This is a genomic window from Shewanella sp. SR43-8, from assembly GCF_014163775.1.
GTDB lineage: Bacteria > Pseudomonadota > Gammaproteobacteria > Enterobacterales > Shewanellaceae > Shewanella > Shewanella vesiculosa.
This window is the reverse complement of record NZ_JACJDX010000008.1, coordinates 1-17,108: the sequence shown is the minus strand read 5'-3', so window position 1 is coordinate 17,108 and position 17,108 is coordinate 1. Positions and strand designations below refer to the sequence as shown.

Annotated in this window: 11 protein-coding genes and 1 tRNA gene; 4 read left to right on the top strand and 8 right to left on the bottom strand. The window is 43.6% G+C overall.

The window, feature by feature from the left end:
• Position 1 precedes the first annotated feature (1 nt).
• The 6 genes from H5114_RS11445 to argC all read right to left on the bottom strand — a co-directional run bounded on the left by H5114_RS11445 (position 2) and on the right by argC (position 7,131).
• Positions 2–1,051, bottom strand: a complete 1,050-nt coding sequence (locus H5114_RS11445) for a hypothetical protein (RefSeq protein WP_182722984.1) — start codon at positions 1,049–1,051, stop codon at positions 2–4.
• A 541-nt stretch (positions 1,052–1,592) separates the two neighbouring features.
• Entirely contained in the window at positions 1,593–2,957 is a 1,365-nt protein-coding gene (gene argH / locus H5114_RS11440) for an argininosuccinate lyase (protein WP_124018206.1), read from the bottom strand.
• Between the two features lie 155 nt (positions 2,958–3,112).
• Positions 3,113–4,336, bottom strand: coding sequence for an argininosuccinate synthase (locus tag H5114_RS11435; protein ID WP_124018205.1), 1,224 nt, complete (start codon positions 4,334–4,336; stop codon positions 3,113–3,115).
• A 93-nt stretch (positions 4,337–4,429) separates the two neighbouring features.
• Entirely contained in the window at positions 4,430–5,335 is a 906-nt protein-coding gene (locus tag H5114_RS11430; RefSeq protein WP_124018204.1) for an ornithine carbamoyltransferase, read from the bottom strand.
• A 14-nt stretch (positions 5,336–5,349) separates the two neighbouring features.
• Positions 5,350–6,132, bottom strand: a complete 783-nt coding sequence (gene argB, locus H5114_RS11425; RefSeq protein WP_182723122.1) for an acetylglutamate kinase — start codon at positions 6,130–6,132, stop codon at positions 5,350–5,352.
• 18 nt (positions 6,133–6,150) lie between these two features.
• Entirely contained in the window at positions 6,151–7,131 is a 981-nt protein-coding gene (argC, locus tag H5114_RS11420; protein ID WP_182722983.1) for an N-acetyl-gamma-glutamyl-phosphate reductase, read from the bottom strand.
• Between the two features lie 261 nt (positions 7,132–7,392).
• On the opposite strand from argC, the gene argE reads away from it, so the two are divergent.
• The 4 genes from argE (at position 7,393) to H5114_RS11400 (ending at position 15,125) form a co-directional block, all read left to right on the top strand.
• Positions 7,393–8,544, top strand: a complete 1,152-nt coding sequence (gene argE, locus H5114_RS11415; protein ID WP_182722982.1) for an acetylornithine deacetylase — start codon at positions 7,393–7,395, stop codon at positions 8,542–8,544.
• Between the two features lie 151 nt (positions 8,545–8,695).
• Entirely contained in the window at positions 8,696–11,344 is a 2,649-nt protein-coding gene (gene ppc, locus H5114_RS11410) for a phosphoenolpyruvate carboxylase (protein ID WP_124018200.1), read from the top strand.
• Complete coding sequence (locus tag H5114_RS11405) at positions 11,341–11,880, top strand: DUF1439 domain-containing protein (RefSeq protein ID WP_182722981.1); 540 nt, start codon at positions 11,341–11,343, stop codon at positions 11,878–11,880. Before ppc ends, H5114_RS11405 begins: the two co-directional genes overlap by 4 nt.
• A 185-nt stretch (positions 11,881–12,065) precedes the next feature.
• Positions 12,066–15,125 carry a DUF2339 domain-containing protein gene (locus tag H5114_RS11400; RefSeq protein ID WP_182722980.1) on the top strand — a complete coding sequence of 1,020 codons (3,060 nt, stop codon included), beginning with the start codon at positions 12,066–12,068 and terminating at the stop codon, positions 15,123–15,125.
• A 50-nt stretch (positions 15,126–15,175) separates the two neighbouring features.
• On the opposite strand, the gene H5114_RS11395 is transcribed toward H5114_RS11400, so the two are convergent.
• Together H5114_RS11395 and H5114_RS11390 are read right to left on the bottom strand one after the other, a co-directional pair.
• Positions 15,176–16,450, bottom strand: coding sequence for a CinA family nicotinamide mononucleotide deamidase-related protein (locus tag H5114_RS11395; protein ID WP_182722979.1), 1,275 nt, complete (start codon positions 16,448–16,450; stop codon positions 15,176–15,178).
• Between the two features lie 434 nt (positions 16,451–16,884).
• A tRNA-Asp gene (locus tag H5114_RS11390) sits at positions 16,885–16,961 on the bottom strand.
• Positions 16,962–17,108: the final 147 nt, after the last annotated feature.

Below are 17,108 nucleotides of genomic sequence, written 5' to 3'. Positions count from 1 at the left end.
CTTAGTTAGCTGCTTGATATACCAGTGCTGACATACTGGTTTTATTCGAATTACTCACCAATCTATAACGCGAACTAAATATCCACCAGCCACGTTTTTCATCATAGGTGCTGAATTGTAAGTTATCGCCATTGAGATAATTGGCACGACTATTAGCAGAAGTCACTTCATCTTTAGCGCTATTTAAAATGGTATCGCCATGGCTATACCCTTTACTCATTAACATCGGATAGTGATAAGGCATAAATCCACTTGGGCCATTTGTTGAAGTGAGCTTGCCATCAAATGCCACGCTGCGTGAGCAACTGTTGTAACTGCCAACTGATGCAGCACCGCAACTCGAGTGACTGGCAACAACACCATCATCTTCGCCGGGTAAAAATGCCCCCGTGACACCGAGAAAGTCAGAACCTGCACCAGCAAAACGCAAACGTGGAACTCGACTGTCAGGAAACGCGGCCAATTGACGTGCAGTATTTACACGTAAGTCATTCAATACCCCAATATTGGATGACGACGGCAGCTCACCTAACCATAGTGATACTGCAAGTTTTAATGTGCTATCCAGTAAACCTGAGCCACTGGCAACATTCGCGGCTAAATCTGCCAGCTCAACACCACCGCCGGCACCAGAAAAATCAAATGTGGCGACGATATTAAGCGGTTTTAAACCGGCATTTTGTAACCATAACGCTTGGTTATCAATAATATAGCGCATCACTAAATCACCAGTAGAATGGGTGACAAATACACAACCACTGTCACATGTCCCTGAACGCGATAATTGCTGTAGTTTAGGCCATACATATTGGCTGGTAATTTTATTGGCAATGCGCTCTTGCGAGGGCCAATCAATACGTTCGTCTGCGCGATCACGCCAATACTGTGCCCAATATTGGCCACCATTTTCGCTTACCTTCTCCCCAGTCGGTTTGCTTTGTAAGTTATCGGGTTGAAAGCCGTGCACTAACACCACAGGGTATCCCCCCACAGATGCTTGTGCTGCACCAGTTAATAAACCCGCTAATAATAAAAATAGAGATTTTTTCATCGCAATATCCTTATATTTTCCGCTACATCAGCCTGCGCCGTGTGCGTGTTTTTTTATATTTTTGTTACCGAATTGATGCATTTCACTCCAGCACCAACATCAACATAGAGCAGAAATAAAACAATGCAACTCTTAAAAATCAAGATTTTTACACCAAAAACACCCGAGTGTTTGAATCAAAACAATCGATAAGTGGTCGATATCGAGAGCAGATCTTACCAATAGGCGATAACAAGGATTTAACAATGGCAGTAAGCACTAACACATATGTTTTAAGCTTTTACTCCAATATTAGATAAAAACTTAGTTCACCTGTTTGAGATGCTCAAGAATCAAAGTATGTGCAAAAAATTTACTGATATTTACGCTGACTCAGATCAAAACATAATAGATAAGCTGCACTCTTATCCCGAATGCTGGTTATCTATAAGCAGTGTTAGACATAAAAAAGCCCTATAGACTTGTATCCATAGGGCTTTACAGACTGTCTGCCAAAGACAAACCGCCAGATTATTTTGCTCACTTCATCTTATGAGATTGGTTACGCTTTTTTAGCCGCTATGGCGGCTTGTACTTGATTAATGGCAGTGCCGCCTAATACATCACGCTTTTCTAAACACGCTTCAATCGTAAGGTTTGGATACACATCATCGCTAATCACTTTAGCAAATTGTTGCAACTCTGCCACGCTTAAGTCTTCAATCGGCTTTTGCTCACCAATGGCAAATACCACCACCTCACCGACGACATGATGTGCTTCTCGAAATGGCATGCCTTTAGCCACAAGGTAGTCGGCTAGTTCAGTGGCATTAGCATAACCTTGCTGCGCCGCGACCAAAGCTTGCGGGCGGTTAACGGTTAAGCCCGACAACACTAATGCAGCCATGTCTAGGCAAATAGCCCAGCTGTCGACCACATCAAACAAGCCTTCTTTGTCTTCTTGCATGTCTTTGTTGTAAGCCAAAGGTAAGGCTTTCATGGTAGTGAGAATCCCCATTAAACTGCCATAAACACGGCCGGTTTTACCACGAATAAGCTCTAATGCATCTGGGTTTTTCTTTTGTGGCATTAATGATGAGCCAGAGGTAACTTGATCGCTTAACGAGATAAAATTAGCTTCACCAGAATTGAAGAAAATTAAGTCTTCGGCCATCCGGCTTAAATGCATCATGCTGATAGACGCCGTGCTACATAATTCAACCACGTGATCGCGATCTGACACACTGTCTAAACTGTTTAATGTCGGGCGGGCAAAGTTCAATGCTGCTGCGAGTGCGTGACGGTCAATAGGATACGCGGTACCAGCAAGTGCGCCTGAACCTAATGGACATGAATCGGCACGCCCCAATGCATCTTGCAGACGGCTAATATCACGCTCGAACATTTCGACATAGGCCAACGCCCAGTGGCCAAAAGTGACCGGTTGTGCGCGCTGTAAATGGGTATAACCAGGCATTACTGCATCGACTTCACGCTCTGCAAGGGCAATTAATTCTGCGTGTAATGTGCCTAAACGCGCTAGCAGCGCTGCACCTTCTTTTTTACACCACAGTTTTAAATCGGTAGCGACTTGGTCATTACGTGAACGGCCTGTATGGAGTTTTTTACCTAAATCACCGACTTTGGCAATCAGCTTTTGTTCAACAAAACTGTGAATATCTTCTGCGCCATTGCTGATGATAGCTTGGGGATCATTACCCACTTCCACCAGCAATTCATTGAGGGCCGCTTTTAAATCAGTACATTCTTGAGCAGTAATAATGCCTACGCTGGCAATAGCATCAGCCCATGCGATTGATCCAACAACGTCTTGTTCAAATAAGCGATAATCAACCGGCAGTGAGTCATTAAATAACTTGAAAAGTGCACTGGTTTCACCTTGAAATCTTCCGCCCCATAACGCCATGTCGGTATCCTCTGTATTAAAAACTGTGTTAAGAACTGGGTGTTCAATAATATAGCTGTAAATCATATTCTCTTTCTTGTAATGACTCTGCCATTAGCCCAAAAGTCATTATAAGAAAGGCGCTTTGCAGCGCCTTTATATGGTTGCCGTATTGGTTATTTAGTATTGAGTGCGCGAATACGGCTAGCTAAAGAATACAAACGAATAAAGCCTTCAGCGTGTTTTTGATCGTATACGTCATCTTCACCAAAGGTAGCGAAAGCTTCTGAATACAAGCTGTTTGGCGAACGCTTTTTAACTGCTGTTGCTTGGCCTTTATACAGCTTAATCACTACATCACCGTTAACTGACTCCGCTAATGATTCAGATGCTGCGATAAGTGACTTACATAAAGGCGTAAACCAACGACCGTCGTACACTAGGTGCGACATTTGGGCTGCAATCTGCTCGCGCCAGGTACGGCTGGTTTTATCTAATACCAATTCTTCAATGGCACGCAAACCAGCAAACATCACTGTGCCACCAGGGGTTTCATAACAACCACGTGACTTCATGCCCACTAAACGGTTTTCAGTAATGTCGATACGACCAACACCGTGCTTAGCAGCAATATCATTTAACGTCATTAATGCTGCATATGGTGATAATGCCTCGTCATTGACATGGGTAACACGACCATTTTTAATCGCTAACGACACATATTCTGCTTCATTTGGTGCATCTTCTGGCGCGACTGTTAGCGTCCATACACCTTTTGATGGCTCGTTCCACGGATCTTCTAACTCACCGCCTTCATGTGAAATATGCCATGCGTTGGCATCACGGCTATAAATTTTGGTCGCTGAGGCGCTGGTTTTAATGCCGCGCTCAGCAAGGTAAGCCAACAAGTCTTCACGGCTACGCATTTCCCACTCACGCCATGGCGCGATGACTTTTAAGTCTGGGGCTAATGCGGCAAAACAACCTTCAAAACGCACTTGGTCGTTACCTTTACCTGTGCAGCCGTGGCATACCGCATCGGCGCCGACTTTACGGGCCACTTCAACTTGCGCTTTAGCAATAATCGGCCGCGCCATTGAAGTACCTAATAAGTAAGTGCCTTCGTAAATAGCGCCCGTGGCGATAGTTGGGTAAATATAATCGGCAACAAACTCTTCTTTTAGATCAACAATATGGCACTCAGAAGCACCAGAGGCTAATGCCTTTTCGGTTAAGCCAACGAGCTCTTCTTCGCCTTGGCCTACATCGGCACAGAATGCGATGATTTCGCAGTTATCATAGGTTTCTTTTAACCACGGGATAATGGCTGAAGTATCTAAACCACCTGAATATGCCAATACCACTTTTTTAACGCCGGTTTTTTTCACTGCACTAGACATGTTTAATTCCTAGAATCGATTACGTATATGTTCAATTTAAATAACGCCAGAGGCATTATTGTCTTAATCTTTTGAATAACTTAAATAATGTGCCTAACTTAATAAGGTCACTAATACTGCATTTTGCGCATGCATGCGATTTTCTGCTTGATGTAAAATCAACGAACCTTGACCATCCATTACCTCGTCGGTTACTTCTACGCCACGATGTGCTGGTAAGCAATGCATAAAGAATTTAGCACCAGCTTGAGCCATTAGCTCACTGTTAACTTGGTACGGTGCAAAACGGGCTTTTATGTCAGCAAGCGGAGTGTCATCGCCCATAGAAATCCACGTATCGGTATAAACAGCATCATGACCTTCTATAGCATTAATGTCAGCACTCAACGTTAACTTACCACCATTTTTTTGCGCTAACGCTTGTGCTTCGGTGACCACTAATGCATCAGGGAATGCACCTTCAGGGCATATCACTGTCATGGTCATACCTAAAATCGCCGCACCATAAATAAGTGAGTGGGTGACGTTATTACCATCGCCAACATAAGCTAATTTTGCTTGGCTTACATCATCAAACTGCTCGGATAAGGTTAAAAAATCGGCCAGAGCCTGGCAAGGATGATATAAGTCAGACAATGCATTAATCACTGGTACTGTGCCATGCAGCGCGAGCTGTTCGATAGTCGTATGCGAGTAAGTTCTCGCGACAATGGCATCAGCCCAACATGAAATATTAGTTGCAAAGTCTGCCACGGTTTCACGTTGACCTAAGGCGCCATTTTGTTGGTCTAAGTATAAGCAGTGACCACCTAATTTATTAATGCCAATGTCAAAGCTGACTCGGGTGCGCAGTGATGGCTTTTCAAATAACATCACCACACTTTTTCCATCTAAGGCACGACGGTACTCAGCTGGGTTGTGCTTAATTTTTTTAGCCAATTCAATGATGGCTAATAGCTGAGATTGAGTTAACTCTTTTATCGACAATAGGTGCTGCATATACGACTACTCCATTAAGGTTGTATTTGAGTCCCGACGGACCCACCTTTGACTAAGGTTTTTAATTGTTCCGCGTCGCGCCACGAAGCCACTTGCACAGGTTTCCCCATCCACTGAGCAACTTCTAGTGCCGCTTCCACTTTCACTTTCATGCCTTTTTCAATCACCCCTTGGGCGACTAAGTGTTCAATTTCGCTTTTATTTAAGCTATGAATTAATTGGCCTTTACCGTCTAATACACCCGATACATCTGACAATAGCACTAGGGTGCCATTTACTAATTTAGCAAGTGCCGTTGCGGCTTGGTCAGCATTCACATTTAACATCTCGCCTTGGCTAGAAATGGCAATAGAACTGCAAATTGGCATCCAACCTTGGCTTAAAATAAAGTTTAAATAGGTAGCATCTTTTGGCTCAACTTCGCCCACCAGCCCTAAACGTTCATCTTTAATTTTAGCCGTAACGACATTGCCGTCTCCTAGGCTCATGCCGATACTGACAATGCCAGCTTTAGCGGCTGCGGCTTGTAGAATTTTATTAGACGAGCCAGCGAGTGCACCTACCACGATTGCAATTTGATCGGCAGGCGTAACGCGTAAACCGTCTAATTTAATAGTTTCTTTACCATTTGCAGTCAGTTGCTCATCAACTAAACACCCACCACCGTGTACCAATATCACTTGTTGACCCGCGGCAATCATTTCAGCAGCGGTATCCATTAAGCGCGCCATACCCATTTCGCATTGCAGTAAAGCACCACCGACTTTAAGCACTAACACTGATTTTGTAGTCATTATTATTATTCCTTAATCCGCTTACACATCGAAATGGATTTTAATACACTGAAGCCCTTGGCTGGCAGCGCCTTTCATTAAATTATCAATCGCACTGGCGACCACTAAATAACCACTTTTAGCATCATATTTCCAACCTAAATGACAATTGGCTGTATTGACTACATCATCGACTTTAGGAAACTGGTTGTGCTTAACCGTTACGATTGGGGCGTTATCGTAGACGCTGTAAGCCTTGATCACATCCGCTTCGGTAGTGCCCGGCTTTAGCTGTACGGTTATCGTCGCTAAAATGCCGCGCTTAAAGTTACCTAAATGCGGCGTGAAGATCACTTCTTGACCCAAGTGTGTGGCAATTTCAGGCTGATGTCTGTGGCCTAACACGCCGTATGGCGTTAAGCTGACTTCACAAAAATTAGTATGCAGTTGCGCTTTACGTCCCGCTCCCGTGACACCACTAACCGCATTAATCACTGGGTACATTTCAGTTAAAAATGGTTTAAGCGGTTTTAGTGCAGTAAGTGATGCCGTAGGATAACAACCAGGTACCGCAATCATTCTGGTTTGTTTAATTTGTTCGCTATTCCACTCAGCTAAGCCATACACTGCCTGAGCTAACACATCAGGATGAGTATGCTCAAAGCCATACCATTTAGGGTACTGCGCCACATCAGCAAAACGATAAGCACCACTTAAATCGAATACAGCCAAACCCTGCTGGTAAAACCATGCCGCAAGCTCTAGGCTCACTGAATGCTCAGTCGCTAATACTACTGCATCAGCTTCGGCTACAATTCGTTTTTTAGCATCATCAGATAATGGCGATAGTGTATAAGCCATGTGGCTATATACCGGGTATAGATCAGCTAATTTACGACCTTTATCTAAACTATTTTCTGATACATACAAACCTTGAACGCTTAGATTAGTGTCTGCATTAATTAACGAGGTGATTTGTGCACCTGTGTAGCCACTGGCGCCAATAATTGCGATGCTTTTCATAAGTTTGGTTTCTTTTTGATAATGAGAGAAAGTGTCAGCATAGCCTATTTAGACGGGAGCCGCCTAATTTAGAACTATCGTCGCAGGAAGTTAGCGATGATTATTGATATAGTGGATTTAGCAGCGAGAATGCACATATTTATTTTCATTTCTAATGTTCAATTTATGGTGTCGGTTAATGCTGTTTGCTAGACTACCACACAACATTAATTATGCAATATATGTGAATAAGTATTTTACATATTATTTTTAGGATAACCCATGAGCACACTCCCAAATCTAAAAAGTTGTTTTACACAGCTGATTGCAGCGCCATCAGTCAGTGCACTCGAAGCTGAACATGATATGAGTAACCATGCAGTTATCAACTTGTTGCAAAACTGGTTTAGCGAGCTTGGTTTTGAATGTGAAACCCCTACAGTAGAAGATTCGCGTAATAAGCAAAATCTTATTGCCCGAATAGGTTCAGGTAGCGGCGGATTATTATTAGCAGGCCATACCGATACCGTGCCATTTGATGAAGGCCGCTGGAGCCAAAGCCCATTTGAGATGGTTGAAAAAAATAATCGTTGGTACGGCTTAGGTACTTGCGACATGAAAGGCTTTTTTGCGCTAGTACTTGAAGCATTAAAAGACATGCCACTCGATCAATTTAAGCGACCTTTGACTATTTTTGCCAGCGCTGACGAAGAAACCACTATGAGTGGCGCCAAGGCATTTGCTGACTCAGCAGTTATCGCGCCAGATTATGCAGTTATCGGTGAGCCCACCAGCTTGAAACCTGTCTACATGCATAAGGGGCATTTAGCCCAAGGGATCCGCGTCATTGGTCGCAGTGGCCATTCATCTGATCCAGCACGCGGCCTCAATGCCATTGAAGTGATGCACAAAGTCATTAGCAAACTAATGCTACTCAAACAGCATTTAAGTGAAAATTACCGCGAAGATGCGTTTACCGTGCCTTATCCTACGATGAACTTTGGCCATATTCATGGTGGTGACGCTGCTAACCGCATTTGTGGTTGCTGCGACTTGCATTTAGATATTCGCCCATTACCGGGTATGGAGCTAGCTGATCTGGAATTAATGGTATTAAACTACTTATCTGACATCAGTAAAGAGTATCCTGGCAGTATTAGCGTCAGTACTTTGTATCCAGGGGCTGAATCGTTTGCAGGAAAAGCAGATAACCCGTGGACCAAATTAGTGGCACAATTATCAGGTAATGAAGCTGAAGTGGTCAACTATTCTACTGAGGCACCATACATCAATAAACTCGGTTGCCAAACCTTAGTATTGGGCCCAGGAAGTATTAACCAAGCCCACCAGCCAGACGAATTTATTGGCTTAGAATACCTCACACCTACGGTTGAATTGATCAAAAAAATGATTTATCACGCTTGTATCAAGTAATCGGCGCAGTTAGGTTTTTTAACGATATAAATGTAACATTTTTACGAAATAAAATTACGAAACACACTGCCCGTGTATTGACCGATATTGATACGCTGGGTATTGTGATGTAAGAGATATTGGAAAAATCGTTCATTTTTCGGGAGTAAGTATGACAGAGCAAACGGCAGATATGTATGCATCACTTCGATCAAATGTGGGGCATCTAGGCCAGATATTAGGCGAAACAATGCAAACCCACTTAGGTGATGCATTCTTAGAAAAAGTAGAACAAATTCGTATTTTAGCCAAAAAATCTCGCCAGGGTGACGAAGCCTCTCGTGAGCAAATGCTAGCATTATTAACCGCGTTACCAGACGAAGAGCTGGTGCCTTTCGCGAAAGCCTTCAACCAATTTTTAAACTTAGCCAATATCGCAGAACAATTCCATACCATTAGCCGCAATTGCGACGAGCTAGTGTGTGTTCCGGATCCTGTGGAGCAACTGCTCGGGCGAATGCTAGACACTGATTTAGATAAAAAAGATGTCATAAAGTGCTTAAAAAACTTAGACATTGATTTAGTATTAACGGCACATCCAACAGAAATATCTCGTCGCACCTTAATCCAAAAATACGCCGCCGTTGTAGATTGCTTAACCGAGCAAGAAAATTCTCAGCTTACCGATCGCGAACGTGAACAAAGCACACTGCGTCTTCGTCAGTTGATTGCTCAAATTTGGCATACCAACGAAATCCGCAGCGAACGCCCAACACCTGTTGATGAAGCACGCTGGGGCTTGAGCACGATTGAAACCTCATTGTGGCAAGCGATCCCTGACTTTTTACGTCAATTAAATGATCAAGTTGAGCATAAAACCGGCCAGCAGTTACCTATTGATGTATCTCCAGTGCGCTTTTCGAGCTGGATGGGTGGTGACCGCGACGGCAATCCATTTGTGACCTCTACCGTGACTCAAGAAGTGCTTGACCGTAATCGTCACGCGGCAGCCAGACTGTATCTAAAAGATATTGTGACCCTACTCGGCGAATTGTCGATGGAACACGCTAATGCTGAATTATCAGCGTTAACCGATAACAGTAAAGAACCGTACCGTGATGTGTTACGCAAGTTGCGCTGTCAGTTACGTAACACTATCGATTACCTTAACGCTCGCCTTGAAGGTAAAAAACCAGACGTCGATACTCGCGAGCTTATTTGGCATAAAACAGATTTACTTGAACCGCTTCAGTTACTTTATAAAAGCTTGACCGATTGCGGCATGAAGTTAATTGCCAACGGCCTGTTACTCGACATCTTGCGTCGTTTAGCCTGCTTTGGTATTCACATGCTGCGCCTCGATATCCGTCAAGATGCATCACGCCACAGCGACGTAATCGCCGAACTGACCCGTTATTTAGGTATGGGCGATTACAACCACTGGGACGAAAATGAAAAACAAGCCTTTTTACTGCGTGAACTCACCAGTAAACGCCCGCTGATCCCTGCAAATTGGCAACCAAGTGATGATGTGGCAGAAGTTGTCAGAACCTGCAACTTAGTCGCCCAACAACCCGTTAATGCATTAGGGTCGTATGTGATCTCTATGGCCAGTAAGCCATCTGATGTACTCACAGTGTTGTTACTGCTAAAAGAAGCTGGCTGCACGAACCCAATGCGAGTGGTACCGTTATTTGAAACATTAGCAGACCTTGAAAGTGCAGCTGATTGTATGACAGCTCTGCTCAACATTGATTGGTATCGTGGTTACACTAAAGGCATGCAAGAAGTCATGATTGGTTATTCTGACTCTGCAAAAGATGCTGGTGTAATGGCAGCAGCCTGGGCACAATATCGTGCTCAAGAGCAACTCGTTGCTGTCTGTAAAAAGGCTGACGTTAAGTTGATGCTGTTCCATGGTCGTGGTGGCTCAATTGGCCGTGGGGGTGGACCAGCTCACAAAGCCATTTTATCGCAACCACCAGGTTCAGTTGATGGTCGCATTCGTGTGACAGAGCAAGGCGAAATGATCCGCTTTAAATTTGGCTTACCCAAATTAGCAGTGCAAAGTTTAGCGCTGTACACTTCGGCCGTAATGGAAGCGACACTACTGCCGCCACCCGAGCCTAAAAAGGCATGGCGTGATTGTATGCAACGCATCGCTGCAGAGTCAGTAGCGCATTACCGCGGTATTGTTCGTGAAGAACCAGACTTTGTTGCGTACTTTAGATCCGCTACGCCAGAAGTTGAACTCGGTAAACTGCCATTAGGCAGCCGCCCAGCGAAACGAAAAGTCGATGGTGGCATTGAAAGTCTCCGTGCTATTCCGTGGATTTTCGCTTGGTCACAAAACCGCTTAATGTTACCGGCTTGGTTGGGGGCTGGTGAAGCATTACAAGATGCTGCGGATCGCGGCGAGCTTGAACTATTGCGCGAGATGGAAGACCAATGGCCTTTCTTTGAAACTCGTATTTCAATGCTAGAGATGGTTTACACCAAAGCAGAACCTAACTTAGCTAAGTATTACGAGCTATGTTTAGTCAAACCAGAACTGCATCATTTAGGCGAAAAGTTGCGTCAACGTCTGCAACTGGGTATTGATGCTGTATTGTCATTAACCCAAGCAACAGAGTTAATGGCACATACTCCTTGGAGCCGTGAATCTGTTAAACTGCGCAATCCTTATATCGACCCACTTAACTTTTTACAAACCGAGCTATTAGCCCGTACACGTAGAGAGGTAGAGCCATCGGCGCATGTTCAGTTAGCATTGATGCTGACTATTGCCGGCGTTGCTGCAGGAATGAGAAATACTGGATGATAACCTTGGTTAAAACCCTTGGACTTGGATTGTTATTACTACTGACTGGCTGTGCCAGTCAGTACAGCATCACTGAGTCTGAAATAGAACAATACCTTAATAAAGACATGCATTTTGAGGTCAAGCAGGGCAATAAGTTAATTGGAGTGTCGCTTAAGCTAAATGACATGCAGGTAGTATTAGGCGCTAAGCCAAATACTATGGCAGTAACAGCAGCAACTATGATCACTGTTAATAACCCATTACTGCCCATTCATGCTAAATTAAAAACGACATTTGAGGCAGTGCCTTGGTACGATACTGACACTAAGAGCGTGTATCTACGACAGTTAAACTTAGTCAAAGTTGAGTCTGAACCCGCTGATATTGAGCGTTACATCAGCCAGGCTACGCCACAATTAATGAGTTTTTTACGTAGTTATCTTGAAAATCAGCCAGTGTATACTTTAGACACTCGCGACAGTAATCAAGCGCTAATGGCGAAAATGACCAAAGAGATTGCCGTACAACAGGGCAAACTGGTGGTTAAGTTTTAGCACTATCATCATCGTAATAAAAAGCACCTGCGGGTGCTTTTTTATTGCTTCAAATCTCTGTACATCCACATAATCGATAAAGGCTCAACCTCTCAAATATCAAAAAACTGAGCATTTCCTATTCAATCATAACCACGTACAATAACTTGGCAATATTGGAGTGCATAATAATCATGGGATGAATGATGCCGTTAATGGATGACGTAGCCAAATTAAAAGCACAACTGGCGGAGCTAGTCTCACAGCAAGGTGCACAACAGGCCGATGTAAATCAACAATTGGCTCGGTTCACTCAGCAACTTGATGCTTTAGCCCAGCAAGTACAAGCGCAAAGTAATAATCAACAACCGCTTAGCTTGTCTGCAGAAAACTTACATATTCCTGTGCACGAGAGTCGAGCAAACGATTCGAGCAGCAATATTGTTGCCGATAAGCCTCAATACTCATCTTCCGCTTGGGAGCGCCAACCGTCAGACACAAGTCATTCGGTGTCAGCAGCATCGATATCGGCACAACAAACTTCGGTAGTCACAAAGTCACCAGCCAGACAAAGCGCCCTTAGTGCCATGCTCACCCAGTTAGCTGAAGCTATTGGTGAGTTCAGTGCATCTGCACTTGCACCTTTGTCTGGGTTAACCGAACAAGCAAAAAGCTTTTATCAGCATTACCAAGCTAAAGGCTTAGGCCCAGTATTTTTGATGACAGTGGCGGGCATCATTACTCTGACACTAGGCTTTGGTTATTTACTGCAGTTTTCAATCAACAACTGGTTTTCAGAGTTGGGTAAAGCCTTACTAGGACTCGGGGTCGCAAATAGCATTATTGTCGGCGGAGTGTTTATTCGGCAAAAACGCCCGGGGATGCAAGATTTTGGTTCCGGACTCGTCGGTCTTGGGCTTATTCTTAACTACTTGTGTTTGTATTTCCTAGGACCATATTTTAATCTTATTGCCGATGTTGCCTGCTTTGGTTTGCTATTTCTCAATACGATATTAGGTTATGGCCTTTCAAGTAAACTCGACACCAAAGTAGTGGCAATTATCGCCTTAATTGGCGGCTCACTTGCGCCATTGATGTTACTTGACGGCGGTCAAACACCTTTATTATACCTACCCTATTTGATGCTTATCGGCATCTGCTCGATGATCCAAAGCCACAAATTAGCTTGGCCGATACTTATTGAAGTCACCGCATTACTCCACATTGCTTGCGTACAGATATTGAGCTTAGCTATTCAATTGCCTTTACCTGTTATCGATTGGCAAACCGGCTTAGCATTACTGATGATCAATGGGTTGTTCTACCTCTACAGTATTGCCAGTTTATTATTTGTCATAAAATCGGCTTTAACACCAAGACTGCTAGCGGTTCCAATCGCACTAATGGCCTTTATCCTTTTCACCCTGACGCAATGGAGCGTTTTTGCTGGAGAGATTTTTGCACTTAATGCATTACTGTGTGGCTTGTTATATTGGGTGATTAAACGCGATAAAGATATTGCGGCCCTAGCTTTAGCTTTTGCAGGAAGCTTTGCTGGTTTTGCTGCACTGTTTTTACTTAGCGTAGAACTGCTAGGGCTAGTGCTGCTGTTAGAAGGTTTGCTGTTACTGTGGATTGGCTGTAAACAGCTATTTAGCCCTATTAGAGCTGAAGCCTATGTCATACTTATACTAGGCATAATCAGCAGCTTTGCTAACGTCTTTGATGTGCTAACACTGTCGAACCATGACAATGATGGTCTATTAGGATATCAAGCATTATTGAGTATATCGATGGCACTAACCTGCGCGATGACTTTTGCGGCGCAAAAGCTGCTTAGCCGCCATCAAGCTGACTTAATGAAATTAGAACACTTAGCAGTGCGATTTATCCGAGAGTTACTTGGGGTGCTTTATACAATCACCTTATTGCTGGTGAGCTTTTTCATCACCGAGCAATATTGGCTTAATACATTGCCATTCATCAGCTTATTGCTGCTGTACATGAGCGCTAAACACACCTTACGCTTTAGCGAAGTATTAGCCTGGTTATTGCAACTGCCGTTATTAGGGTTAATTATTTTTGGCATGGTAGATGCTGATAGCCTTAGCTTTACCGACCAAGCAATCAACGCTAAATTAGCCCGTGTTGAGCTCTTTGGCGGATTATTACTGGCGTATTATTGGTACAAAAAATACTATGCTGATGCCAAGTTAATCCGCTTTGCTTACTATGTTCAGTTAATTTGTTACCTAGTGCTACCGTTACTAATATTGCCCAAAATCATACGTAGCTATCCTGACTACATTGCTATCTCATTGTGGCTGAGCAGTTTGATGAGTCTAGGTTTGGCTTACTTTGTTAAGCACAAAAGTCTTCACTATGAGACGCAAATACTCACGATCCTAGCAACCATGATCACCGCAGCAATGTGTCTAGCAGAACAGTGGCAAGGACTTGCAGCATTGGTCCTAGGCTTGCTATTTCTCGGATTTATTAGCTTACGGTATGAACAACTACCCAAAAAATGGCAACACATTACCACGCTACAATGGCACATTGCGCCATACTATATTGCCTTAGTGATAGCCGTGTTAAGCCAAACCATCACCAACTTGTTCCATCCATCATGGGCAATTACAGCGTTAATTATCTGTGGATATTTTAGTGTTATTGGCGAAAGAAACACACGTATCGGTCAACATTTTAAGCAGGCTTTGGCACCAAGCTATAGCTTGGCATATTGTATGATTTTTGCTTGTGCGATTTTACCTATCCTATTTCACAGCGAAACACAGCTCACCTTTAATATTGATAATGTGCTGATTAATTTAGCAGAGCTTGGAGTGCTGATGTTATTAGGTCGTTATTTGTTAACGGCAAGATTAGGCATTAGAGCACACAGAAAAATTATCTCTTATGTCGCGCTTAAGTGGGCTTGGCATGCATTATTAGTAATAAGTTACTTGCTGTGGAGCTATCAATTCGACCAGAGTATTGCAGCACCAATGAGTGCAATACTGTTAGTTGTGCATGCCTGTGTGGTGATGTTTATAAGCCTACGGCCTCAGCAAGCGAACCTGGTTAGGCTAGCTGCGCTGCTATTTGCTCTGGCTTGTATCAAGGTGATTTTTGTTGATATGGCGTCATTTGAATTAATTCAAAAAATCGTCGCGTTTATTTTGATTGGCGTTATTTTACTGACGGTTGCTTACTTTTATCAAAAAGCAAAAAACAATCAATTGCCTGATGACCTTACAGGCTAGTCATTACATCGAGCTTGCTTAAACCAGAGGTAAGCAAGCTCGACATAAACTTACTTGGCAAACCGTGGAATTGACGGGTAATCGACAATAACAGCTTCTTCAAGCAATGCACGACGAAGCATATCGTAAGCAATTGCGGTACTCATACTTCTTACAAGCTGGCGTGAACGCTTTGGTAATTTCACCATTTGACTGTATACGCCATGTTTAGTTGCTAATGCTATCGCCACTGTCCCAACGGGCTTATCATCAGATCCACCATCTGGGCCAGCAATACCGCTAGTGGCTAATGCATAATCGCTATCAAGAATAGCGCGTACGCCTTGCGCCATCGCCTCAACAGTAGCAATAGAGACAGCACCATGATCGTCCAATATTTGTGGGTTAACACCTAAGACTCTCACTTTAGATTCATTGCTATAGGTCACCAATCCATGGTGTAAGTATGATGAACTGCCAGCAAAGTCGATTAACTGACTGGTAATCATTCCACCAGTACAAGACTCTGCGACACTTAAACTCAGGCCAGACTGATATAAGCGATGATGAATTTCAGCTGCTAATGTTGGTCGATTCTCAGCAACAACTGCATACCCTAATAAGGCTTTAACCTGCTTTGTTACTTTGGGTAGTTGACGGATAGCTTTTTCACCACGAGCAAAAATTTTAATTTCAATGTGTGGCATTGATGAACGATAACCTAACTCGATACCTTCAGGTAAATTCAGCTCAGATAAGGTGTCCGCTAAAGATGACTCGCCGTGACCAATTGTGAGTAACTTTTCTAAAGCTGACTTTTGTTGAGCACCAAACTCTTCGATAATAAATGGAATAAACTGCTCGGTGATCATGTGCTTTAATTCAAATGGCACACCAGGAGTAAAAAACAGCCATGCATTATTCAACTTCACACGGAAGCCACAAGCTGTACCGACAGGATTATCGATCATAATAGCCGAGGCAGGTAACCAAGCTTGTTTTAAGTTACTCTTCGCCATCACCCGGTTATTACGCGTAAACCAGTCTTCTAAATGCTCACGCCACTGCACATTTTCGACAAGCTCTTCGCCTTTAGCTTTAGCCATCGCTAATGCCGACATATCGTCACTAGTAGGTCCTAAACCACCATTCACAATAATCACATCTGAATGCTTACTACGTTCTTGGAATACGGCAATGAGATCTTCCATTCGATCGCCAACGGTTACCCTATGCTGCATCTCAATACCTATTTCCATCATAGTATTAGCAACCCAAGCAGCATTAGTATCGACTATCTGACCAGATAATACTTCTTCACCCGTGCAAATCATTTCTAGCTTCATCATTATTTCCTATACCCTTTCATTGGCACTAACTTAGGCGTCCAACATGTGAATGGCAAGAAAATAGATCGAAATAAGAGAAAATTAAATCATAAGTAGATGAATGGATTACAACAAATCAACAGAAATAGCTCAAAACAATTAAAAGAGATAAACAGACAATACCAATGAGGTTGGCACTATGTTGCCAAAGTAGGTTACAGCAACAGCCTTCAACTTACGTTGCCGGAGCGGACGGGTTTAATCCGTGAGTTTTGCGACAAAGACAGGCCGCGGTCTGCTCATAAAGAGGCTAACATGCCATGGATGGGGCCATGCACTACAATCTCGCAACCTTGTCACTTCAACGAACCGTCGCGGGGTTCTATGTTGTTATCTTTTTATCGCCCAACGAAAAAAGCCCTAGCATTTCTGCTAAGGCTTTCATCTTAAGTTGGCGGAGCGGACGGGACTCGAACCCGCGACCCCCGGCGTGACAGGCCGGTATTCTAACCAACTGAACTACCGCTCCTTTAGCAAATTGCTTACGCACTATGCTAAATCTTTTTAAGTCACTGATATGTCACTATCAGGAGACTTCTCTTTCGTAAAAGAGAAATTAGGCGCCTGGAAATGACCTACTCTCGCATGGGGAGACCCCACACTACCATCGGCGATA

Bases quoted from the DNA above. Each gene is read 5' to 3' on its own strand.
- argH (WP_124018206.1), bottom strand. From the start codon at position 2,957: ATGGCGTTATGGGGCGGAAGATTTCAAGGTGAAACCAGTGCACTTTTC.
- H5114_RS11430 (WP_124018204.1), bottom strand. From the start codon at position 5,335: ATGCAGCACCTATTGTCGATAAAAGAGTTAACTCAATCTCAGCTATTA.
- H5114_RS11400 (WP_182722980.1), top strand. From the start codon at position 12,066: ATGCCGTTAATGGATGACGTAGCCAAATTAAAAGCACAACTGGCGGAG.
- H5114_RS11405 (WP_182722981.1), top strand. From the start codon at position 11,341: ATGATAACCTTGGTTAAAACCCTTGGACTTGGATTGTTATTACTACTG.
- argE (WP_182722982.1), top strand. From the start codon at position 7,393: ATGAGCACACTCCCAAATCTAAAAAGTTGTTTTACACAGCTGATTGCA.
- H5114_RS11435 (WP_124018205.1), bottom strand. From the start codon at position 4,336: ATGTCTAGTGCAGTGAAAAAAACCGGCGTTAAAAAAGTGGTATTGGCA.
- argC (WP_182722983.1), bottom strand. From the start codon at position 7,131: ATGAAAAGCATCGCAATTATTGGCGCCAGTGGCTACACAGGTGCACAA.
- ppc (WP_124018200.1), top strand. From the start codon at position 8,696: ATGACAGAGCAAACGGCAGATATGTATGCATCACTTCGATCAAATGTG.
- H5114_RS11395 (WP_182722979.1), bottom strand. From the start codon at position 16,450: ATGAAGCTAGAAATGATTTGCACGGGTGAAGAAGTATTATCTGGTCAG.
- H5114_RS11445 (WP_182722984.1), bottom strand. From the start codon at position 1,051: ATGAAAAAATCTCTATTTTTATTATTAGCGGGTTTATTAACTGGTGCA.